Annotated in this window: 25 protein-coding genes; 13 read left to right on the top strand and 12 right to left on the bottom strand. The window is 33.2% G+C overall.

From position 1 onward, the window contains the following. Positions 1-409 (top strand): 50S ribosomal protein L25 (locus AC9UFV_RS07475; RefSeq protein ID WP_509574431.1); only part of this gene is annotated, 409 nt, incomplete at its 5' end. Positions 410-554: 145 nt separating this feature from the next. Here the strand turns inward: AC9UFV_RS07475 and rbp are convergent. Then, a complete protein-coding gene (rbp, locus tag AC9UFV_RS07470) occupies positions 555-884 on the bottom strand; it encodes an RNA-binding regulator (RefSeq protein WP_509522028.1) in 330 nt (109 codons plus the stop codon). 175 nt (positions 885-1,059) lie between these two features. Between rbp and AC9UFV_RS07465 the strand changes: the two genes are divergently transcribed. After that, positions 1,060-2,040, top strand: a complete 981-nt coding sequence (locus AC9UFV_RS07465; RefSeq protein ID WP_509574429.1) for a LuxE/PaaK family acyltransferase — start codon at positions 1,060-1,062, stop codon at positions 2,038-2,040. Here AC9UFV_RS07465 and tyrS read toward each other — a convergent pair. Beyond that, the gene (tyrS, locus tag AC9UFV_RS07460) at positions 2,037-3,332 is read right to left on the bottom strand and encodes a tyrosine--tRNA ligase (RefSeq protein ID WP_509574427.1); all 1,296 of its coding nucleotides are present in this window, start codon (positions 3,330-3,332) and stop codon (positions 2,037-2,039) included. The genes AC9UFV_RS07465 and tyrS overlap by 4 nt on opposite strands. Positions 3,333-3,441: 109 nt before the next feature. Between tyrS and AC9UFV_RS07455 the strand changes: the two genes are divergently transcribed. After that, on the top strand, positions 3,442-4,449 hold the full coding sequence (locus AC9UFV_RS07455; RefSeq protein ID WP_509574425.1) for an NAD-dependent epimerase/dehydratase family protein: 1,008 nt from the start codon (positions 3,442-3,444) through the stop codon (positions 4,447-4,449). A gap of 1 nt (position 4,450) precedes the next feature. Here AC9UFV_RS07455 and AC9UFV_RS07450 read toward each other — a convergent pair whose 3' ends face one another. From AC9UFV_RS07450 to AC9UFV_RS07440, 3 genes are read right to left on the bottom strand one after another with little or no spacing between them, the layout of a single operon-like run. After that, complete coding sequence (locus AC9UFV_RS07450; RefSeq protein ID WP_509574423.1) at positions 4,451-4,819, bottom strand: DUF4296 domain-containing protein; 369 nt, start codon at positions 4,817-4,819, stop codon at positions 4,451-4,453. 19 nt (positions 4,820-4,838) lie between these two features. Further along, positions 4,839-6,179, bottom strand: coding sequence for a dihydroorotase (locus tag AC9UFV_RS07445; protein WP_509574421.1), 1,341 nt, complete (start codon positions 6,177-6,179; stop codon positions 4,839-4,841). A 10-nt stretch (positions 6,180-6,189) separates the two neighbouring features. Then, a complete protein-coding gene (locus tag AC9UFV_RS07440; RefSeq protein ID WP_509574420.1) occupies positions 6,190-6,912 on the bottom strand; it encodes a polyprenol monophosphomannose synthase in 723 nt (240 codons plus the stop codon). Positions 6,913-7,019: 107 nt separating this feature from the next. On the opposite strand from AC9UFV_RS07440, the gene AC9UFV_RS07435 reads away from it, so the two are divergent. Then, positions 7,020-7,685, top strand: a complete 666-nt coding sequence (locus AC9UFV_RS07435; protein ID WP_509574417.1) for a DUF4271 domain-containing protein — start codon at positions 7,020-7,022, stop codon at positions 7,683-7,685. Between the two features lie 20 nt (positions 7,686-7,705). Continuing rightward, entirely contained in the window at positions 7,706-8,455 is a 750-nt protein-coding gene (locus tag AC9UFV_RS07430; protein ID WP_509574415.1) for a uroporphyrinogen-III synthase, read from the top strand. 54 nt (positions 8,456-8,509) lie between these two features. Here AC9UFV_RS07430 and pckA read toward each other — a convergent pair whose 3' ends face one another. Next, on the bottom strand, positions 8,510-10,135 hold the full coding sequence (gene pckA / locus AC9UFV_RS07425) for a phosphoenolpyruvate carboxykinase (ATP) (protein ID WP_509574413.1): 1,626 nt from the start codon (positions 10,133-10,135) through the stop codon (positions 8,510-8,512). Between the two features lie 77 nt (positions 10,136-10,212). Beyond that, complete coding sequence (locus AC9UFV_RS07420; RefSeq protein ID WP_509574411.1) at positions 10,213-10,599, bottom strand: DUF423 domain-containing protein; 387 nt, start codon at positions 10,597-10,599, stop codon at positions 10,213-10,215. 150 nt (positions 10,600-10,749) lie between these two features. Here AC9UFV_RS07420 and AC9UFV_RS07415 point away from each other — a divergent pair, with 150 nt between their 5' ends. Further along, positions 10,750-12,120, top strand: coding sequence for a saccharopine dehydrogenase family protein (locus AC9UFV_RS07415; protein ID WP_509574408.1), 1,371 nt, complete (start codon positions 10,750-10,752; stop codon positions 12,118-12,120). Positions 12,121-12,187: 67 nt separating this feature from the next. Further along, complete coding sequence (locus tag AC9UFV_RS07410) at positions 12,188-12,658, top strand: Lrp/AsnC family transcriptional regulator (protein WP_509574406.1); 471 nt, start codon at positions 12,188-12,190, stop codon at positions 12,656-12,658. Between the two features lie 129 nt (positions 12,659-12,787). Here AC9UFV_RS07410 and AC9UFV_RS07405 read toward each other — a convergent pair whose 3' ends face one another. Further along, positions 12,788-13,459, bottom strand: coding sequence for a zinc metallopeptidase (locus AC9UFV_RS07405; RefSeq protein ID WP_509574404.1), 672 nt, complete (start codon positions 13,457-13,459; stop codon positions 12,788-12,790). A 78-nt stretch (positions 13,460-13,537) separates the two neighbouring features. Next, on the bottom strand, positions 13,538-16,387 hold the full coding sequence (gene leuS, locus AC9UFV_RS07400; RefSeq protein ID WP_509574402.1) for a leucine--tRNA ligase: 2,850 nt from the start codon (positions 16,385-16,387) through the stop codon (positions 13,538-13,540). Between the two features lie 238 nt (positions 16,388-16,625). On the opposite strand from leuS, the gene AC9UFV_RS07395 reads away from it, so the two are divergent. The 4 genes from AC9UFV_RS07395 to truB all read left to right on the top strand — a co-directional run bounded on the left by AC9UFV_RS07395 (position 16,626) and on the right by truB (position 19,319). Then, positions 16,626-17,501, top strand: coding sequence for a cell division protein FtsX (locus AC9UFV_RS07395; protein WP_509574400.1), 876 nt, complete (start codon positions 16,626-16,628; stop codon positions 17,499-17,501). Between the two features lie 68 nt (positions 17,502-17,569). Continuing rightward, the gene (locus AC9UFV_RS07390; protein ID WP_509574398.1) at positions 17,570-17,809 is read left to right on the top strand and encodes a DUF3098 domain-containing protein; all 240 of its coding nucleotides are present in this window, start codon (positions 17,570-17,572) and stop codon (positions 17,807-17,809) included. Between the two features lie 3 nt (positions 17,810-17,812). Continuing rightward, positions 17,813-18,622: an undecaprenyl-diphosphate phosphatase gene (locus tag AC9UFV_RS07385; RefSeq protein WP_509574396.1), complete on the top strand. Its 810-nt coding sequence runs from the start codon at positions 17,813-17,815 to the stop codon at positions 18,620-18,622. 7 nt (positions 18,623-18,629) lie between these two features. After that, complete coding sequence (gene truB, locus AC9UFV_RS07380) at positions 18,630-19,319, top strand: tRNA pseudouridine(55) synthase TruB (RefSeq protein ID WP_509574395.1); 690 nt, start codon at positions 18,630-18,632, stop codon at positions 19,317-19,319. Here truB and AC9UFV_RS07375 read toward each other — a convergent pair. Then, on the bottom strand, positions 19,314-19,910 hold the full coding sequence (locus tag AC9UFV_RS07375) for a thioredoxin family protein (protein WP_509574393.1): 597 nt from the start codon (positions 19,908-19,910) through the stop codon (positions 19,314-19,316). The two genes, truB and AC9UFV_RS07375, sit on opposite strands and share 6 nt — an antisense overlap. 164 nt (positions 19,911-20,074) lie before the next feature. Between AC9UFV_RS07375 and pyrH the strand changes: the two genes are divergently transcribed. After that, entirely contained in the window at positions 20,075-20,782 is a 708-nt protein-coding gene (gene pyrH / locus AC9UFV_RS07370; protein WP_509574391.1) for a UMP kinase, read from the top strand. A 36-nt stretch (positions 20,783-20,818) separates the two neighbouring features. Next, positions 20,819-21,382 (top strand): ribosome recycling factor, encoded by a 564-nt coding sequence (gene frr, locus AC9UFV_RS07365; RefSeq protein WP_509574389.1) that lies wholly within the window; start codon positions 20,819-20,821, stop codon positions 21,380-21,382. A gap of 98 nt (positions 21,383-21,480) precedes the next feature. Here frr and rpmA read toward each other — a convergent pair whose 3' ends face one another. Together rpmA and AC9UFV_RS07355 are read right to left on the bottom strand one after the other, a co-directional pair. Next, positions 21,481-21,741, bottom strand: coding sequence for a 50S ribosomal protein L27 (gene rpmA / locus AC9UFV_RS07360; protein WP_509545814.1), 261 nt, complete (start codon positions 21,739-21,741; stop codon positions 21,481-21,483). Between the two features lie 23 nt (positions 21,742-21,764). Beyond that, positions 21,765-22,001 (bottom strand): bL21 family ribosomal protein (locus AC9UFV_RS07355; RefSeq protein ID WP_509574387.1); only part of this gene is annotated, 237 nt, incomplete at its 5' end.

The following is a 22,001-nucleotide window of genomic DNA, read 5'->3' as shown; positions in this document are numbered from 1 at the left end:
ATCATACAATGCAGTTTTACAAGACGTTCAAGTTCACCCTATTACAGACAAACTTTTACACATTGACTTCTTTCAATTATTTGATAATAAAGAAATCACTATGGAAGTTCCTGTGAAAATTACAGGAGTTTCTCCTGGAGTTTTACTTGGAGGGGTTTTACGTTTGAATACTCGTAAATTAAAAGTGAAAGCATTACCAAAAAATCTTCCTGATTTTGTTGAAGCTAACATTTCTGAACTTGAAATGGGGAATAAGTTATATGTTACGAAATTAGTTTCTGACAATTATAAGTTAATGCACCCAGACAACACTGTTGTTTGTCAAGTGAGAATTTCTCGTGCGGCTATGAAAGCAGCTCAAGAAGCAGCGAAAGCAGCAAAAGCTCCTGCAAAAGGAAAGAAAAAATAATAGTATCCAACTATTTTTCAAAAGCATCAGTTTCACGACTGGTGCTTTTTTTATTTATAGGCACAAAAAAAACCGTTCTAATTGAACGGTTTTTTTATAGTCTAAACTATATAAGATTTAGGATTGTAAAATTTCAATAAGGTGATTAATAACCACCTCTGTTGTTTCCTCCACCATATCCACCTCTTGAGTCTCCTCCACGGTTGTTGTTAAAACTTCTTCTTTCACCTTCTGGTTTTGGCTCAGATTTGTTTACCACAATTGCACGACCTTGAACAGTTGCACCATTCAACTCATCGATAGCTTTTTGAGCTTCCTCATCGTTTGGCATTTCAACAAATCCAAATCCTTTACTTCTTCCAGTAAATTTATCTGTAATAATTTTAACTGAGTCAACAGCTCCATAAGCCTCGAAAGACTCTCTTAAATCTACTTCCTCAATACTAAAAGGAAGGCTTCCAACGAAAATATTCATATGTACTTTTTTATAATAATGGTCAAATGTAGTCTAAATAATATCGATAACACTATCATTTCATTTATTTATGATAATATTATGGCGAATTACCAAATTCTATCCGTTTTTATTAGAATTGAAAAGTAATTTGAACTCCTTTTTATTATTTAATTACCTTTGCAAAAAACAATTCTTGATTCCAACTTCTGACATATTCAGCATTTCAAACCAAAAAAAATTTGAGAAAATAGCGCTTAAAGTTTTCCGATTTCAATATGAAAATAACTTGGTTTATAAAGAGTTTTGCGACTTTATGAAAGTGAAAGTGCAAGAAGTTAAATCGCTAAAGCAAATTCCGTTTTTGCCCATTCAGTTTTTTAAAAGTCATTCGGTAGTTTCCAATACCAATCTCATTCAAGAAACTTTTACTAGCAGCGGTACTTCGGGACAAATTACCAGCCGTCATTGCGTTACCGACATTTCAATATACGAAGAAAGTTACCGAAAAGGCTTCGCTCAATTTTATGGTAATATTGAAGATTATGTGGTTTTGGCCTTGCTCCCATCCTACCTTGAGCGCGAAGGTTCTTCCTTAATATATATGTTTAAGGATTTAATTGAGAGAACTAACCATCCCGAAAGTGGTTTCCACCTCAACGATTATCAATCGCTAATAGATAAATTAATTTCCCTTGACAATTCAGGACAAAATGTGATATTAATTGGTGTGACCTACGCCCTTTTAGATTTAATTGAGCAACAGCAATTTCAATTAAATAATACTTTTATCATGGAAACGGGCGGTATGAAAGGAAAACGCAAAGAAATGATTCGCGAAGAATTGCACGACCAACTTTGTAAAGGTTTTGGAGTTACAGGGATCCATTCTGAATATGGAATGACCGAATTATTGTCGCAAGCTTATTCTCTAGGCGAGGGTGTTTTTGAATGTCCTTCGTGGATGCAAATTTTAATTCGGGATCCCGAAGATGCCCTTACTTACGTAAATGATGGAAAAACGGGTGGAATAAACGTAATTGATTTGGCAAATATTAACTCTTGTTCTTTTATTGCCACGCAAGATTTAGGTAAAAAAAATCCCAATAACTCATTTGAAGTATTGGGACGGTTTGACAATTCCGATATTCGAGGTTGTAATTTGATGGTACTTTAAACCACTCGAATTACAAAATAATTTTTCTTTCCGCTTTGCAATAATACAAATTGGTTGTTGATCAAATTCACATTTGAAAGCACAAACTCTTCCGTTATTTTTTCTTTATTCACAGAAATTGAATTGGCTGATAAAGCTCTTCTCGCTTCTCCATTGGATTTAAAAAACCCTGTTTTTTCATTTAAAACCGAAACAATATCAATTCCATTGTCAATTTCATTTCTTGAAATATTAGCTTGAGGAACTCCTTCGAAAACTTCTAAGAAGGTAGCTTCATCTAATTGTTTCAAATCTTCAGAAGTAGCATTTCCAAATAATATCGCCGACGCTTGAATTGCTTTTTCTAAATCGGCAGCAGAGTGAACAAAAGTGGTCACTTCTTCCGCTAATTTTTTCTGTAAAACTCTTAAATGTGGCGCTTCATAGTGCGTTACAATTAATGAATCTATCGTATTTTTATCTAAAAAAGTAAAGATTTTAATGTACTTTTCCGCATCAATGTCAGTAGTGTTTAACCAAAATTGGTAGAATTTATAAACCGAAGTTTTATTAGCGGTAAGCCATACATTTCCTCCTTCAGATTTTCCAAATTTAGATCCGTCTGCCTTTGTAATTAAAGGGCAAGTCATTGCAAATGCCTTAGCTCCTTCAGCGTTCATTCTTCGTACTAATTCCGTTCCCGTAGTGATATTTCCCCATTGGTCTGAACCTCCCATTTGAAGCAAACAGTTGTATTCTTTATGCAAATGGTAAAAATCGTAACCTTGAATTAATTGGTAAGTAAATTCTGTAAATGACATTCCTTCGCCTTCACCTGAAAGTCGTTTTTTAACCGAATCTTTCGCCATCATATAGTTCACGGTGATTCGTTTTCCAACATCTCGAGCAAAATTGATAAAGGACAATTGTTTCATCCAATCGTAATTATTTACTAAAATTGGCGCATTTGTAGCCGAAGAATTGAAGTCTAAAAATCGAGATAATACCTTCTTAATTCCCTCAACATTATGATTTAAAGTAGCTTCATCCAACAAGTTTCTTTCGTCAGATTTTCCCGATGGATCACCAATCATTCCGGTAGCTCCGCCAACAAGTGCAATAGGTTTATGACCAAAATTTTCCAAGTGAACCAATAATATTATAGGCACAAGGCTACCAATATGCAAAGAATCAGAAGTTGGATCAAATCCAATATAGGTGGTTGTCATTTCTTTCAACAATTGTTCTTCAGTTCCCGGCATAATATCGTGAACTAGTCCACGCCATTGCAATTCTTCTATAATATTCTTCATTTTCAATCAATTTGTGCAAAGATAAAATTTAATGTTGATTTGTTGATTTGTTTATTCGGTAATTCGAAAAAAAATATGTTTCCTACTTCCTATTTTGTACTTTCGTGTTATGATATTAATAACTGGAGCAACGGGTTTAGTAGGTTCTCATTTGGCTTTGCAATTGCTGGAAAATGGGGAGAAAATTCGGGCTATTTATAGAAATGAAGCTTCTATTTTGGCTACGAAATCGCTATTTGAATTGTATAAAAAAGGCCATCTATTTGATAAAATCGAATGGATTCAAGCAGATATTACCGATATTCCTTCCTTAGAAATCGCTTTCGCAAATGTGGTTTCGGTATTTCATTGCGCCGCGTTAATTTCATTTGACCCTAATGATGAGGAACTACTAAGGAAAACCAACATTGAAGGAACTGCAAATATTGTGAATCTATCTCTTTCAAATGGTGTGAAAAAAGTAGGATTTGTAAGCTCTATTGCCGCATTGGGTGACCTAAAAGAAAATGAAACAATTATCACCGAAGAAACCGAGTGGAATCCTGAAAAACACCACAGCGATTATGCAATTTCAAAATATGGTGCTGAAATGGAAATTTGGCGCGGTCAACAAGAAGGGCTTCAAGTCGTAGTTCTCAATCCTGGGATTATTTTAGGCCCTGGGTTTTGGAAACAAGGAAGCGGAAAACTTTTTACGGCTGTAGCCAATGGATTAAAATTCTACACCAAAGGAACTTCTGGGTTTGTATCAGTAAACGATGTGGTGAATTTATTGATTATGGCGATGGCAAAAATTGATGAAAAAGAAAACGGCCAACGCTATATTGCCATTGAGAATAATTATTCTTACCAAACAATATTTAATGAAATTGCTATTGCATTAACTTTTGAGAAACCAAAATTCTACGCTGCCTATTGGCAAACAGAATTGGCCTGGCGTTGGAATTGGCTGACATCAATTCTTTTGAATAAAAAAAGATTAATTTCGAAAGAAACAATGCGCTCAAGCCACCAATTGGATTGTTATTCCAATGAAAAAGCGAGGCATCAATTTGATTACCAATTTAAAAATGTGCCTTCGTATATTTCAGAGATTGGGAGATATTTTAATAAATAGATTACTGAACTGGCGCAGGAACAGGTGAAGTATTTAGTTTTTTTGAGGCTTCCATTTGTTCTTCGATTCTTTTATTTACCGCATCAAAAATTTCCTTGTATTTTTTTACATCCGAAGCATAATACTTGTCACTATTGGCAAACTGGAGACTATCGATGTTGTATTTCTTATAAATATAGGTGTTTGGATTGATCTTATTGGTCTCTAAAACTAATGTAGTTTGAGATCTCATGGCTTCCAAAACATTGATATCAAACATAATATCGACCATTTTATCTTGATCAATTAAATTGTCTGGTTTTTCAATTGGAGCATTTTGGCAACTTCCAAAAAGTGCAAAACAAAATAATAAAACGCCTACTTTTTTCATAATTGAAATTTATAAAATACTAACGATCAAACAATAATCTTTTTCCACGACGAATGTCTTTCACTTTAAAATTGTGATATACCAATTCGCCATTTACAAAGGTATGGGTAATTCTCGATCTAAAAGTAAAATCTTCAAACGGAGACCAACCGCATTTTGCAAAAATATTGTCTTTTTTTACGGTCCATGGCAACCCTGAATTTACAATCGCCAAATCGGCATAATAACCTACTTTTACGAAACCTCTTTTTTCAATTTTAAAAAGAATCGCAGGATTATGCGCCATTTTTTGTACTATTTTCTCTACTGAAATTTTTCCTTGAAGATATGCCTCAAACATTGCTACGACTGCATGTTGCACCAAAGGACCGCCCGAAGGAGCCTTTAAATATGATTGCTGTTTTTCTTCCAATGTGTGCGGCGCGTGGTCTGTAGCGATCACATCAATTCTATCGTCAAGCAACGCTTCCCAAAGTGCATTTCGGTCGTTTTCTGTTTTTACCGCAGGATTCCATTTTATAAAATTTCCTTTGGTATCATAGTCTGCATTGGTAAACCAAAGATGATGAATACAAACCTCAGCAGTAATTTTCTTTTGTTCCAACGGGATTTTATTGGTAAACAAATCCATTTCTTTTGCAGTAGAAAGATGGAAAATGTGCAATCTCGCGCCCGTTTTCTTCGCCAAAGCAATCGCCTTGGAAGAAGATAAATAACACGCTTCTTCACTTCGGATTAAATGGTGCGCTTGAACAGGAATGTCCTCGCCATATTCGGCCTTATATTTTTCTAAATTATTTTTTATAGTAGTTTCATCTTCACAATGAACGGCTATAAGTAAAGGAGTACTAGAAAAAATGCGCTCCAAAACTTCTTCGTTATCCACCAACATATTCCCGGTAGAAGAACCTAAAAATATTTTAATTCCAGCAACATTTTTCGGATTTGTTATTAAAACTTCAGCTAAATTATCGTTGCTAGCACCCATCATAAAAGAATAATTTGCAAAAGAATTGTTCTCTGCAATTTGGTATTTTTCTTCTAATATTTCTTGGGTTAAAGCATTTGGAATAGTATTGGGTTGCTCAATAAACGAGGTAATTCCTCCGGCAACAGCAGCACGAGATTCTGATTCGATATCCCCTTTGTGAGTCAATCCTGGTTCTCTAAAATGAACTTGATCATCAATTGCACCTGGAATTAAGAAATTTCCCTCAGCATCAATTATTTTACAATCGGAAGATTTTGCACTAATAAAATCAGCAATTTCGACTATAAATTCATTTTCTATTAATACATCACCTTCAAAAATTGATCCTTCATTTACAATTTTTGCGTTTTTGATTAAAATCCTATTCATTGTTTATTTCTTATAATCTATTAAATAATTGGCGCATTCTTAAGGAAATAACTCCAAAAATGGCTTCTTTTATTATTGAATTACTCATTTTTGATTGCCCCATTGTTCGGTCGGTGAAAATAATTGGAACCTCAACTATTTTTAATTTTTTACAATAGGCTCTGTATTTCATTTCTATTTGGAAGGCATATCCAATAAATTTGATTTTATCTAAATTTATGGTTTCCAACACGTTTCTTCGGTAACACATAAATCCTGCAGTGGCATCATGAATTTTCATGCCGGTAATTTTCTTTACATAAAAGGAAGCAAAAAATGATAATAATACACGGCTTAACGGCCAGTTTACCACATTTACTCCCGTTACATATCTTGATCCAATTGCAACTTCTGCACCTTCTTCACAAGCTTTGTATAACTTTTCTAAATCGGTTGGATTGTGAGAAAAATCGGCATCCATCTCGAAAATATAATCGTATTTTTTGTTTAAAGCCCATTTGAACCCAAAAACATAAGCTGTTCCAAGTCCTGCTTTTTTTTCTCTATTTTCTAAAAATAATTGGTCTTTAAATTCCGATTGAAGTTCCACTACTTTAGCAGCAGTTTTATCAGGAGAATTATCGTCAACTATGAGAATATGAAAAGATTTATTCAACGAAAACACTGCTCTTATGATGTTTTCAATATTTTCAATCTCGTTATAGGTAGGAATTATAACAATACTATTACTCATAATTAATCTGACAATTTCTATGCAAAAATAAACTTTTTATGTTTTAAGATTCATAATAATACTATAATAAATGAAACAGTTGAAAAATTTAGTAATTTTGCACCGTTATGATGGAACACGTACTACATCCTCGAATTGTTGAAAATAAAGATTGGGCAACCGCTTTGTTTCTTTTTTCATTAGTTTTAATTGCCGTATCAAAAACACTTTTTGAAAACAGATTTAGTGAATTTATTAAACTTATTGTGTCTGATAAATATATTAAAGTTTACAAAGATTCAGGGCTGATGATGAGTTGGTTTACCGTTTTTTTATTTATTGTTCAAATAGTTTCGTTTTCGTTTTTTATTCATTTGCTATTAACTAGTTTTGGATATACTGTAAAAACCGATTGGATTTCATTTATCCAGGTATTTACCTTCTTAACTGTTTTCATTTTATCGAAGTACCTCATTGAAAAAATTATAGGCACAGCATTTGATATTGAGGAATTTGTGGAACAATTTAACCTTCAAAAAGTTAGTTATCGAACATTTATTGGGCTTTTTCTACTGCCAATTAACTGTTTTTTGTATTATAATGGTTCTATTTCACATTATTTTATTTTGTTTCTTCTTTCTATTATATTAATTATCAATACATTAACTTACTTTTTATCTATTAAAAATTATCAGAACTTACTCATTGGTAACTTATTTTATTTTATTTTGTATCTTTGCGCACTTGAAATAGCTCCCTACTATTTTATGTATTATTGGTTTACAAAAAATTAGCATATTAGAAAATGTCAAGTATGAAAGTGAAAACAATTTTGGTGTCACAACCAGAACCTAAAGTGGACAATTCCCCTTACTTTGATTTGCAACAAAAACACAAAGTAAAAATTGATTTCAGGCCTTTTATTCATGTAGAAGGGGTTAATGCAAAAGAAATTAGACTTCAAAAAATTGACTTAAATAATTTCAGCGCAATCATTTTAACAAGCAAGAATTCTGTTGATCATTTCTTTAGGGTAGCTGATGAAATGCGTTATAAAATTCCGGAAGGTTTAAAATACTTTTGTCAATCTGAAGCAATAGCTTTCTATTTACAAAAATATGTAGTGTACAGAAAACGTAAAATCTATGTTGGCCAAAAAGATTTTATTGATTTAACTCCTTTATTAAAAAAATACAAAGAAGAGAAATTCTTATTGCCGGCTTCAGATCAATTGAATGAAGAAGCAAAAATTATTCTTGACAATCTAAAAGTGAATTGGACTCAAGCAATATTTTACAAAACTGTAATGAGTGATTTAACGGATTTATCAGATGTATATTTTGATATTTTAGCGTTTTTTAGTCCAACAGGAATAAAATCGTTATTCAAGAATTTCCCGGATTTTAAACAAAATAATACAAGAATTGCTGTATTTGGAAGTTCTACTCAAAAAGAAGCTTTAGAACACGGACTTCGAGTGGATATTATGGCTCCAACGCCTGAAGCGCCTTCAATGACAATGGCAATTGATAAATATATAGCTAAGGCAAATAAAGAAAAATAAAAAAATAATAAAAAGCTTTCAGTTTCCTGAAAGCTTTTTTTATTTAATAATATTCTACAATTGAGGACCTGCTTTTACTAGGTTTTTACCCTCCTCGTTATCGGTATATTGAACAAAGTTCTTAACGAATAATTGTGCTAAATCACTTGCTTTAGAATCCCATTCTGAAGCATCCGAATAGGTAGTTCGAGGATCTAATATTTCTGAATGCACTCCTTCTAATTCAACTGGAACTTCCAAATTGAATATAGGAATAATATGACTTTCGGCTTTTTCAATTGAACCATCAAGAATTCTATCAATTATAGCTCGTGTATTTTGAATTGAAATTCTTTTCCCTGTACCATTCCAACCTGTATTTACCATATAGGCAGTGGCGTTGTGTAGCTCCATTTTTTTTACTAATTCTTCTCCGTATTTTGTAGGATGCAAACATAAAAATGCTTTCCCAAAGCAAGCTGAAAAAGTAGGTTCTGGTTTGGTAACTCCTCTTTCCGTTCCTGCTAATTTAGCGGTGAAACCCGAAAGAAAATAGTACTTTGTTTGTTCCGGAGTTAACTTTGAAACTGGAGGCATCACACCAAATGCATCTGCTGTAAGAAAAATAACTTTAGAAGCATGTCCCGCTTTTGAAATGGGTTTAACAATATTGTGAATATGATCAATTGGATAAGAAACTCGAGTATTTTGAGTTACTGAACCGTCTTTGAAATCAATTATGCCATTTGCGTCAAGCGTAACATTTTCAAGTAAAGCATTTTTGGTAATTGCACCATAAATATCTGGTTCGTTTTCTTTGCTTAAATCGATTGTTTTTGCATAACAACCGCCTTCATAATTAAAAACGCCTTCATCGTCCCAACCGTGTTCATCGTCACCTATCAATTCCCTTTTCGGATCAGTAGATAAGGTGGTTTTTCCCGTTCCTGACAAACCGAAAAAGATAGCAACATCGCCATTTTCTCCTTTGTTTGCAGAACAATGCATAGAAGCAATCCCTTTCAACGGTAAATAATAATTCATCATTGAAAACAAGCCTTTTTTCATTTCTCCTCCGTACCAAGTTCCTCCTATTAACTGGATTTTCTCAGTTAAATTAAAGGCAATGTATACTTCGGAGTTTAAATTATGACTTTTATAATCTTTGAAACTAGTTTTTGAGGCATTCATAACCACAAAATCAGGTTCGCCAAAGTTTTCCAATTCTGCATCTGTTGGTCGGATGAACATATTCTTCACAAAGTGAGCTTGCCAAGCCACCTCCATAATAAATCTAACTTTTAATCTGGTATTTTCATTAGCACCACAAAAAGCATCAACAACATATAGTTTTTTACCCGAAAGCTGCTCAGTTGTAGTTTCTTTCAATGCGTTCCAAGTATCTTGAGAAATGGCTTTATTGTCATTTACTGCTTTATCTGAAGCCCACCAAATGGTGTCTTTAGTAATTGCATCGTTAACAATGTACTTGTCTTTTGGGGAACGACCGGTAAAATCTCCCGTCATAACATTTACAGCACCCAACTCTGATAATTGTCCTTTTTCAAATCCTTCCAAATTTGAATTTAATTCTTCATTATATAATAATTCAAATGAGGGATTGTAGATTATATTTTCGCTGTTTTTGATACCATATTTTCCTAACGAAATCGATATAGTAAATTGGCTGTAGTTGTGCATAAATTTGGATTTATGATAAATATTTATTTTACAAAAGTAAATATTTAAAACTTCCTATTTTACGTTTTTGATAAAAATTAATGCTTTTTCTTATAAAAATTAACAAATAACCAAAACCAAGCAACCAAAAATAGCAATCCTCCAATTGGGGTTACAAATCCTAAAGGCTTAAAATTAAAAGGTAAGAAGTTATTTAAGGCTAAAAGATACAACGAACCTGAAAAAAGTACAATTCCAGACAAAGTGGTTAAATAAATTACTTTTTTTACTGACTCAGAAATTTTATTGGTTGTACCAATAAACAATAAAAATAGCGCATGGTACATTTGGTATCTTACACCGGTTTCAAAAGTATTGAGTTCCAAAACTCCTACCATTTTCTTTAAACTATGTGCTCCAAATGCTCCAAATGCAATTGCTATAAAGCCTAAAATCGCTGCTGTTTTTAAAATTCTTTTGTCCATGATCTATTTGATAGGTTGATACAAAAATAAGCTTATAAAATTTATTATTGAAAATTTAATTCATATTAACTTTCAGAAATAATTTCATTTTTAAAATATTATTTAGTTATAAATATAACAAATTCATACATTTGTGTTATAAATTTAAAAATGAGAAATATTTTAATCATTGGAGCTGGACGATCTGCTTCTTCTTTAATTCAGTATTTACTAGATAAATCGGTGAATGAAAACCTGCACCTAACCATTGGAGATATTTCATTGGATTTAGCCAAAAGAAAAACCAACTCACATCCCAACGCAACTGCAATTGCCATAGATATATTTGATGAAAATCAAAGAAAAATAGAAATTCAAAAGGCCGATATTGTCATTTCAATGTTGCCAGCACATATGCATATTGAAGTTGCAAAAGATTGTGTTCACTATAAAAAACACTTAGTTACCGCTTCCTACATCAGTGAGGCGATGCAAAGTTTAGATGCTGCTGCAAAAGAAAATAACCTAGTTTTCATGAACGAAATTGGGCTTGACCCAGGAATAGACCACATGAGCGCTATGAAAATCATTGATCAAATTCGTGATAAAGGCGGAAAAATGATCTTATTTGAATCGTTTTGTGGTGGATTAGTAGCTCCAGAATCAGATACTAATTTGTGGAATTATAAATTCACTTGGGCCCCTAGAAATGTAGTTCTTGCCGGACAAGGTGGTGCAGCAAAATTCATACAAGAAGGCACTTACAAATACATTCCCTACCAAAAAGTTTTTAGTAGAACCGAGTTCATGGAAGTGGAAGGTTACGGCAGATTTGAGGCATACGCAAATAGGGATTCGTTAAAATATAGAAGCGTTTACGGACTAGATAACATACTGACTTTGTATCGCGGAACTCTGAGAAGAGTAGGTTTTTCAAAAGCTTGGAACATGTTTGTTCAACTCGGTATGACCGATGATTCCTATATTATGGATGATTCCGAAACCATGAATTACCGACAATTTACCAACTCTTTTCTACCATATCATCCTACAGATTCTGTAGAAATCAAATTGAGATTGAACTTAAAAATCGATCAAGATGATGTAATGTGGGACAAATTAGTGGAATTGGATCTTTTTAATCCCAACAAAATCGTGGGATTAAAAAATGCCACTCCAGCACAAATCTTAGAAAAAATTCTTTGCGATAGTTGGACTTTAAAGCACGATGATAAAGACATGATTGTGATGTACCACAAATTCGGGTATGAAATCAACGGGCAAAAAAAGCAAATTGATTCCAAAATGGTTTGCGTTGGCGAAGACCAAACCTATACTGCAATGGCAAAAACCGTTGGATTACCAGTAGCTATTGCCACTTTACAAATATTAAACGGAAAGATTACCACTCCAGGTGTACAACTTCCAATTACAAAAGAAGTCTATTTACCTATTTTAGCCGAGTTAGAAACCCTTGGCGTTGTGTTTAAGGAAGTTGAAATGCCTTACGAAGGTTACAATCCAAATAGCGTAGTGAATTAATTGTTTTTTCATACTTTTGCTTTTCAATTATAACCAAAAATACTATTTTGGTTAAAATAAATAAGTTATGAAACTCAATTCACAAACCGTAGAAATAGACGGAATAGATAAAGAAATCCTTCGAGATTTAATGGAAGATGCCCGAAAACCCATTCTTCAAATTGCCAATAAAATTGGAATTTCTGGTGCAGCAATTCACCAAAGGTTGCGAAAATTAGAACAATCTGGAGTAATTTCAGGGTCAAAATTCACCGTAAATAATAAAGTTTTAGGATATAGTACTATGGCATTTGTAGGCGTTTACCTTGATAAAGCCGCTCGAAATTCTGAAGCCGTAAAAGACTTACGAAAAATTCCTGAGGTTTTAGAATGTCATTATACAACGGGAAATTGGTCGATATTAATCAAAATTATTTGTCAAGATAACGAACATTTAATGAATCTATTAAATACTAAAATCCAAACTATAGAAGGGGTTTCAAGAACAGAAACTTTCATTTCCCTTGACCAGCAAATAGAACGACAAATCCAATTGTAAAATAGAAGTTAATTTGGTTATACGCTGAATCGGTTATAAAAAAGAGGAAGTTGATTCGTGTAATAAGTGTTAATAAAAAATGGGGAACAGAAATAATTCTGTTCCCCATTTTAATAATTTATAAGCTAATTATCGTCTGTTCATGTAAATCATAATATAGTACAATAATGTCGCGATAGATCCAATTGCAGCGACAACATAAGTTCTTGCCGCCCATTTCAAAGCGTCTTTTGCTCCAGCTTGTTCTTCGCTAGTCAACATGTTTTTGTTTTCTAACCAAGCTAAAGCTCTGTTACTCGCATCATATTCTACTGGTAAAGTAATTATCGAAAACAAAGTAGTTGCAGCAAAAAGTACAATTCCAATCAATAATAAACTTGGAAATGACTTCATCATGAAAATTCCACCAATTAATATCCATTGAACATAATTTGAAGCAATGTTAACTACAGGAACCAATTGAGAACGAAATTCTAACCAACTGTAAGCCGTAGCGTGTTGCACTGCGTGACCACATTCGTGAGCAGCAACGGCGGCAGCAGCAGCATTTCTTTGATTGTAAACCGCCTCACTTAAATTCACCGTTTTGTCTGCTGGATTATAGTGATCCGTTAAACGTCCAGGAGTAGAAATTACAGTAACATCTGTGATTCCGTGATCAGCGAGCATTTTCTCAGCGATTTCAGCACCAGACATTCCGTTATTCAACTCTAATTTTGAATATTTTTCAAACTTATTTTTCAATTGGTTACTTACCAACCAACTGAACAACATAATTAAACCTACTAATAATAAAGACATAATATTATATTTTAAAAAGATAAAGTTACAAAATCTACAGCAAATTACAAGCCAAATTTTTTGGATGCAATTTTGTCACTATCCCACTAAGTTAATTACTTTGCCTGGAACAATAATTACTTTGTTAGGCGTTCTTCCTTCTAATTGTTTGATAGTGCGTTCGTCTTTCATGATAATTTCTTGAATTTCTGCCACTGATAAATCCAACGATAATTCTATGGTAAAACGCATTTTTCCATTGAAAGAAACTGGATATTCCTTGCTGCTTTCTACCAAATATTTCTCGTTTACAACAGGAAAATCAACAGTTGAAATTGATTCAGAATGCCCTAATTGACTCCACAATTCTTCTGCAATATGTGGCGCATAAGGTGAAATTAATATTGCCAATGGTTCTAAAATGGCACGTTCATGACAATTTTGAGCAGTTAATTCGTTTACACAAATCATAAACTGCGAAACCGACGTATTAAAAGAAAAATTCTCAATGTCTTCATTTACTTTTTTGATGGTTTTGTGCAAACTTTTCAAACTGTCTTTCGATGGCTCATTATTGGTTACAACCCAACCGTTATTATCATCATTATACAATCGCCATAATTTTTTCAAGAAACCAAAAACTCCAGAAATTCCGGCAGTATTCCATGGTTTTGCTTGTTCCAATGGACCTAAAAACATTTCATACAATCGCAAAGTATCAGCACCGTATTCCGCACAAATATTATCTGGAGTAACTACATTGTATTTTGATTTTGACATTTTTTCAACTTCCCGACCAACAATGTATTTACCATTTTCTTCAGTAATGAAAACGGCGTCTTTGTATTCCTCTCTTGAGTTTTTGAATGCTTGAATATCCAATTCATCAGAGGTGTTTACTAAAAAAACATCCACGTGAAGTGCTTGAACATTTAATCCCGCAATCTTACTTTTTGTATAAAACGTATTGGTTCCTTCTTCTCTGTAAACAAAGGCACTCATTCCCAAAATCATTCCTTGATTGATCAGTTTTTTAAACGGTTCCTCAGTTGGAGCAAAACCTTTGTCTTTCAGGAATTTATTCCAAAAACGAGAATACAATAAATGACCTGTTGCATGTTCGCTACCGCCAATGTACAAATCGACATTTTGCCAATAATTCAAAGCTGATTTGCTTGCAAATTCGTCATTATTGTTTGCATCCATATAGCGCATCCAATACCACGAACTTCCCGCCCATCCTGGCATCGTATTTAATTCAAGTGGAAAAATCGAATTATTGTCAATTGATTTTGTGTCAACTACTTTATTATTTATGATGTCCCAAGCCCAAACTGGAGCATTACCTAACGGAGGTTGCCCGTCTTCGGTTGGTAAATATTTTTCGACTTCTGGCAAAGAAATAGGCAAGTGTTTGTAGTCAATCATTTGCGGCAAGCCATTTACATAATATACTGGGAAAGGTTCACCCCAATAGCGCTGACGAGAAAAAACGGCATCACGCAAGCGGTAATTGATTTTGCCTTTTCCTTGGTTTATTTTTTCTAATTCTTCAATGGATTTCTTAGTCGCTTGCTTATAATTTAGCCCGTTTAGGAAATCAGAATTGGCAATAACCACATTTTCTTTAGACCCATAAGCTTCTTTTGAAATATCAACATTGTCAAAAATATTCTTGATTTCTGGCATTCCATTTTGACCTTTAAAGAAATTGGCAAACGCATAATCTCTTTCATCTCCGCAAGGAACTGCCATTACGGCTCCCGTTCCATAACCCGCAAGAACATAATCGCCAATCCAAACCGGAATTGGCTCTTTCGAAAAAGGATGTTCGGCATAAGCGCCGGTAAAAACTCCTGAAATGGTTTTCACATCCGCCATTCTTTCGCGTTCCGATCGCTTTGCTGTTTTTTCGATGTAAGCCTCAACTTCCTGTTTTTGCTCCGGAGTTGTTATTTGGGAAACCAGTTCGTGCTCTGGAGCCAAGGTCATAAAATTAACTCCGAAAATGGTGTCGGGTCTGGTTGTAAATACAGAAATAGTTGTCGGTTTTTGGTTGCTGGTTGTTTGCATTACATTAAAAGAAACCATTGCTCCCACCGATTTTCCAATCCAATTTCTCTGACTTTCCTTGATGCTTTCACTCCAATCGATATCGTTTAACCCTTGCAACAAACGTTCAGCATAAGCAGAAATTCGCATGCTCCATTGGGTCATTTTTTTTCTAATAACAGGAAAACCACCTCGTTCTGAAACGCCATTTACAATTTCATCATTTGCTAAAACGGTTCCTAATCCAGGGCACCAGTTGACTTCGGTTTCTGCTAAATAGGTTAATCGGTATTGTAAAAGGATTTTTTGTTGTTTCTCATCGGAAAATGATTTCCAATCTGCAGCAGTAAATTCTTGAATTTCATCATCGCAAACTGCGTTTACATTCGCATTTCCTTCTATTTCAAAAATTGAAATTAGGGTAAAAATATCCTCTGCTTTATCAGAAATATTATTGTACCAGGAATTGAATAATTGGATGAAAATCCACTGCGTATGTTTGTAATAATCGGAATTTGAAGTTCGAACTTCTCTTGACCAATCAAATGAAAATCCGATTTTATCTAATTGTTCGCGGTATCTTGCAATGTTTTCTTTCGTTGTTTTGTCAGGGTGCTGCCCCGTTTGAATAGCATATTGCTCGGCGGGTAACCCAAAGCTATCGTACCCTTGTGGATGCAAAACATTGAATCCTTTGTGACGTTTATAGCGTGCATAAATATCCGAAGCGATATATCCCAATGGGTGTCCCACATGTAAACCCGCGCCTGAAGGATATGGAAACATGTCCAAAACATAATATTTTGGTTTGTCAGAATTATTTTTTGCAGCGAAAGTTTGATTTTCAGACCAATATTTTTGCCATTTTGATTCTACTTCGTTCGGATTGTATTTCATCTGAATATTCTAATTGTTTTTTTTATGGAAAATGGAACGCCCTTATGTCTATTTTTCTTTATGAAAAATTTTTGAGCGTTTCATCAAATTTAAGTTCTTCTTATTTATGCTATTTTGCTTTTGCAAATGCAAATCTGACTGCAAATTTACATTTATTGTACGAAAATTGAAACTTTGGGCGTTATTAAGTTTATATAAAGAAATTCTTTGTTATTTTTACACTTTAATTTTATAATATATGAGTTCTTCATTCGATAAGTTTCAAAAACGCAGGTTAATTTCTTCCTATTTTTCAGTAGTACTGAGTGTATTTTTAGTATTGTTTTTAGTTGGTATTTTAGGGTTATTTGTTCTGAATTCCAAGAAATTATCAGATGATTTTAAGGAGCAAATTGCAATGACTGTTTTCTTTAAAGAAGAAGCTCACGATACCATTTTAAAGAAATTCGATACTGAATTAAAAACGGCAAAATATGTAAAATCTAGCGTTTTTGTATCTAAGGAAGACGCGGCAAAAGTCCACACCGAAATAATCGGTGAAGATTTCATGACGTTTTTAGGCGCAAATCCATTACAAAATTCCTTCGACATTCACTTGAAAGCCGATTATATTGATTCCAAAAATATTCGAAAAATCGAAAGTAAACTTCGTGAAAATCCAATGATTTCAGATATTGTTTATGACAAACAATTAGTGAACTTAGTAAATGATAATATTAAAAAAGTGAGCATGTGGATTTTAATAATCAGCGGATTTTTAACATTAGTAGCCGTATTATTAATAAATAGCTCGATGAGATTGTCAATTCATTCCAATCGTTTTATTATTAAAACCATGCAAATGGTGGGCGCTACAAAGGCCTTTATCAGAAAACCATTTATTTGGAAAAGTATAAAATTAGGATTAATAGGTTCTGCATTAGCGGTGGTTTCATTAATTATCACCCTATTGTACTTAGATTCTAGTTATCCGAATTTGGGTATATTAGAAGAAAAATTCCTCATAACATTAGTACTTTTGGGAGTTGTAGCTGTTGGAGTAATCATCACTTGGGTTAGTACTTATTTTGCAACTCAACGCTTTTTAAATTTAAGAACAGACGACTTATATTAATGGTTAATCGTTGATTTGGTTACTTGTTTAATAAATAAAACCATTCAACATTATAAATTAAAAAAAATATGAAAAACAACGATCAAAAACCAGAATTTCTATTTGAAAATATAAATTACAAAATCCTTTTAACAGGAATTGGAGTAATCGCATTAGGATTTATTTTAATGTCGGGCGGTGGAAGTGATGATCCTAAAGTTTTTAATGAAGCCGTATTTAGTTTTCGAAGAATTCGCTTGGCACCAACAGTGGTTTTAATCGGTTTTGGAATTACAATTTACTCTATTTTTAAAAATCCTAAGAAATAATAAATGACTACTTTTCAAGCATTTATTCTTGGTATTATTGAAGGAGTAACAGAATATCTGCCTATATCTTCTACTGGTCACATGATTTTTGCAAGTTCCTATTTTGGAATTCAAAATGACGATTTCGTAAAATTATTTCAAGTTTCTATTCAATTTGGTGCTATTTTGGCGGTTGTATTTTTATATTGGAAAAAGTTTTTTGATTTTTCAAAATTCAATTTTTATATCAAATTGGCTATTGCCGTAATTCCAGCTTTGGTTTTAGGAAAGTTATTTGATGATAAAATAGAAGCCGTTTTGGGCGATCCAATTCCAATTGCAATTGTATTGATTTTAGGCGGGATTGTTTTGTTGTTTATTGACAGTCGATTTCAAAATCCAACCGTTGCAGAAGAACAAGATATTACAATTAAAAAAGCCGTGACCATTGGTTTTTGGCAATGTTTGGCAATGATGCCGGGGACTAGTCGTTCTGCAGCTTCGATAATTGGAGGAATGCAACAAGGATTAACACGACAAGTCGCAGCAGAATTTTCATTCTTTTTAGCAGTTCCTACAATGATGGCGGTGACGCTGTATTCCGTGTTTTTGAAAACCTATGAAACTACTCATATGAAAGGATATGAATTGCTTTTGCAGTCGAAAGAAAATATAAAATTGTTTTTGATTGGAAATGTTATCGCTTTTATAGTTGCAGTTTTAGCTATTAAATTTTTCATTGGAATCATTAAAAAATATGGCTTCAAACCTTGGGGTTATTACCGAATAATTATGGGTGTTTTTCTTGTAATATATTTTACTTACTTCAAATAATAACAATTTGACTACAGTTGAAGATTTCCAAAACGGACAGATTTTATTAATTGACAAGCCATTGAATTGGACTTCATTTCAAGCGGTCAATAAAATTAAATATGCCTTAATTAATAAAGTTGGTCTTCCAAAAAAATTCAAAATTGGTCACGCAGGAACATTAGATCCTTTGGCATCGGGACTTTTACTTATTTGCACAGGCAAATTCACCAAAAAAATTTCCGAATTGCAAGGCCAAGCTAAAGAATATACTGGTACATTCTTCATTGGCGCAACTACTCCATCTTACGATTTAGAAACAGAAATTGACGAAACTTTCCCGATTTCACATATTGATAATGAATTAATTCATGAAACTGTAAAACAATTTTTAGGAGAAATAAATCAAAAACCGCCTATTTATTCTGCAATAAAAAAAGATGGCGTTCGACTTTATGAACACGCTAGAGCTGGTGAAGTTGTTGAAATTGAATTCCGAAAAACAACCATTCATGAATTTGAAATTACAAGAATCACCTTGCCTGAAATAGATTTTAGAGTGGTTTGTAGTAAAGGAACATACATCCGTTCATTAGCATTTGATTTTGGAAAAGCATTAAATTCTGGCGCTCACTTAACCGCATTAAGAAGAACAAAAATTGGTGATTATCATGTTAAAAATGCAATTGGTGTAATTGAATTTGAAGCTAATTTATGAGAATATTAATTCAATAATTTCCTTCTGAGTTGAAAGTCCTTTGTCGTGTAAATACCACATTTGCAATTCCGCTTTTATAGTATCGTCAATAACGCCAAATTTCTCTTTATAATTCTGTACCAAATCAATAGCGCCTTTTGGTCTAGGTCCCCAATCTGCAATAACATCCAAAGAATTTTTATCTAAAATTATCAATTTTGGTATTGACTTATTTCCATTGGTAAGAAATAAATTCATCAGCGCTTCATTTTCATCACGAAAGACAATTTTTAAATCAATTTGATCAGAAACCTCACTCATTTTATTGAAAATTGGAAGTAATTGGGCAGCATCACCACACCAACCTTCCGCAATAACTAGCCAAATATATTGAGATTGAATTGATATTAATTTAGTGGTTATCGTTTCATCAACAACCATAGTTTTGTCTAAACGATCCATTCTCGTTTCGTTTAATCGACTATAATTAACCAATGCTTCCGTTTGTGTAGCACCTGAAGCTTTTCCTTCTATTAATAAATCAGCAATTGTTTTTCTATAATCTTTATAGGAATAACTATTTTTTAATGCGTTTGAAAATATCTCTTTCATAGAATTTTTTTGCAAAATTACGAAATGCCCTAATTTTAATTATGATAAAAATCAAATTTGGTTATAATGTAACTATTAATAAAATAGAAAGTTCAAAAAAAAGAGGAACACTATTTAATAAAAAAAGAATATGTCTATATTTGCATCATACAACTCAATAAATTATGAAATACAATAGAATTCTTCTGAAATTAAGTGGTGAAGCGCTAATGGGAGACCGACAATATGGAATTGATCCGTCAAGATTGGCAGAATATGCCGAAGAAATCAAAAAAATTCACGATCAAGGAGTGCAAATTGCAATTGTAATTGGCGGTGGAAACATATTTAGAGGAGTTGCTGGGGCAAGTAATGGAATGGATCGTGTTCAAGGCGATTACATGGGAATGCTTGCTACTGTTATAAATGGAATGGCTTTGCAAGGAGCTTTAGAAGAAAAAGGAATGTTAACTAGATTGCAAACTGCTTTAAAAATTGAAGCGATTGCAGAACCTTATATTAAAAGAAGAGCAGTTCGTCACCTTGAAAAAGGAAGAATTGTAATTTTTGGAGCAGGAACTGGAAATCCATATTTTACAACCGACACTGCGGCAGTTTTGAGGGGTGTTGAAATTCATGCAGATGTGATTTTGAAAGGAACTCGTGTGGATGGAATTTACACTGCAGATCCTGAAAAAGATACCAATGCAACCAAGTTTGATTCTATTTCATTTGACGATGTAATCAAAAAAGGACTTAATGTAATGGATTCAACGGCATTTACATTAAGTCAAGAAAATAAATTACCAATTGTAGTTTTTGATATGAACAAGGAAGGTAATTTGCTAAAAATTTGCGAGGGCAAAAACATTGGAACAATAGTAAACGTATAAGTATATTGCAGAAAGGCAATAATAAGTTAGATAAAAATGACCGAAGAAATTGAATTTATTTTAGAAAGCACCGAAGAATCTATGGAAGGTTCTATTGCGCATTTAGAAAAAGAATTTCTAAATATTCGTGCTGGAAAAGCTTCTCCAGCTATGTTGGGAAGTGTTTTTGTGGATTACTATGGAGCCGCGACTCCACTTTCACAAGTTTCAAAAATTAGTGTTCCAGATGCTAGAACAATTACGCTTCAACCTTTTGAAAAAAACATGTTGCAAGCAATTGAAAAAGCAATTATGATAGCAAATATTGGATTTAATCCAATGAATAATGGAGATGTAATTATAATTAGCGTTCCTCCATTGACCGAAGAACGAAGACGCGAATTGGCAAAACAGGCAAAAGCTGAAGCTGAAGATGCTAAAATTGGAGTTCGAAATGTTCGTAAAGATTCGAATAATGAAATTAAAAAATTAGAAAAAGAGGGAACTTCAGAAGACATTTGCAAGAGTGCAGAGGACGAAGTTCAAAATTTAACGAACAGTTTCATTAAAAAAATAGACGAGCTATTAGCTGAGAAAGAAGCTGAAATTATGAAAGTTTAATTTCAATAAAATTTAAATCCGCTTTATGCGGATTTTTAAATAAAAAACCCATTTCTTTCGAAATGGGTTTTTTTATTATTTTAGAAAAAATCTGTTTATTATGCTTCGAATGGAAGAATAGAAACGTATGATTTATTTTCACCTTTTTTCTGGAACTTAACAAGACCATCCACTTTTGCATGTAGCGTGTGATCTTTACCCATGTAAACATTTTCACCTGGATTGTGTTTAGAACCTCTTTGTCTTACGATGATGTTACCAGCAATAGCAGCTTGTCCACCAAAAATCTTCACGCCTAAACGTTTTGATTCTGATTCTCTACCATTCTTCGAACTACCGACACCTTTCTTGTGAGCCATGACGTATAAGTTTTATAGTGTTATTATTCTTTTGTGTCTTCTTTTTTAGCTTTTGGAGCTTTTTTTACTTTAGGTACTGCTACTTCTTCAGTTGCTTCTACTGCTGCTGCTGCTTTTTTGGGAGCTGCTTTTTTAGGAGCTGATGCCGAAATTCCTTCTATTACAATTTGAGTAAGATACTGACGGTGTCCGTTTCTTTTTTTGTAACCTTTTCTTCTTTTCTTTTTGAAAACGATTACTTTATCTCCTTTTAAGTGTTG

It is taken from the genome of Flavobacterium sp. (assembly GCF_044349645.1).
Taxonomy (GTDB): domain Bacteria; phylum Bacteroidota; class Bacteroidia; order Flavobacteriales; family Flavobacteriaceae; genus Flavobacterium.
Note: the sequence above shows the minus strand (reverse complement) of the source record. Positions and strands in the feature narration are given on the sequence as shown.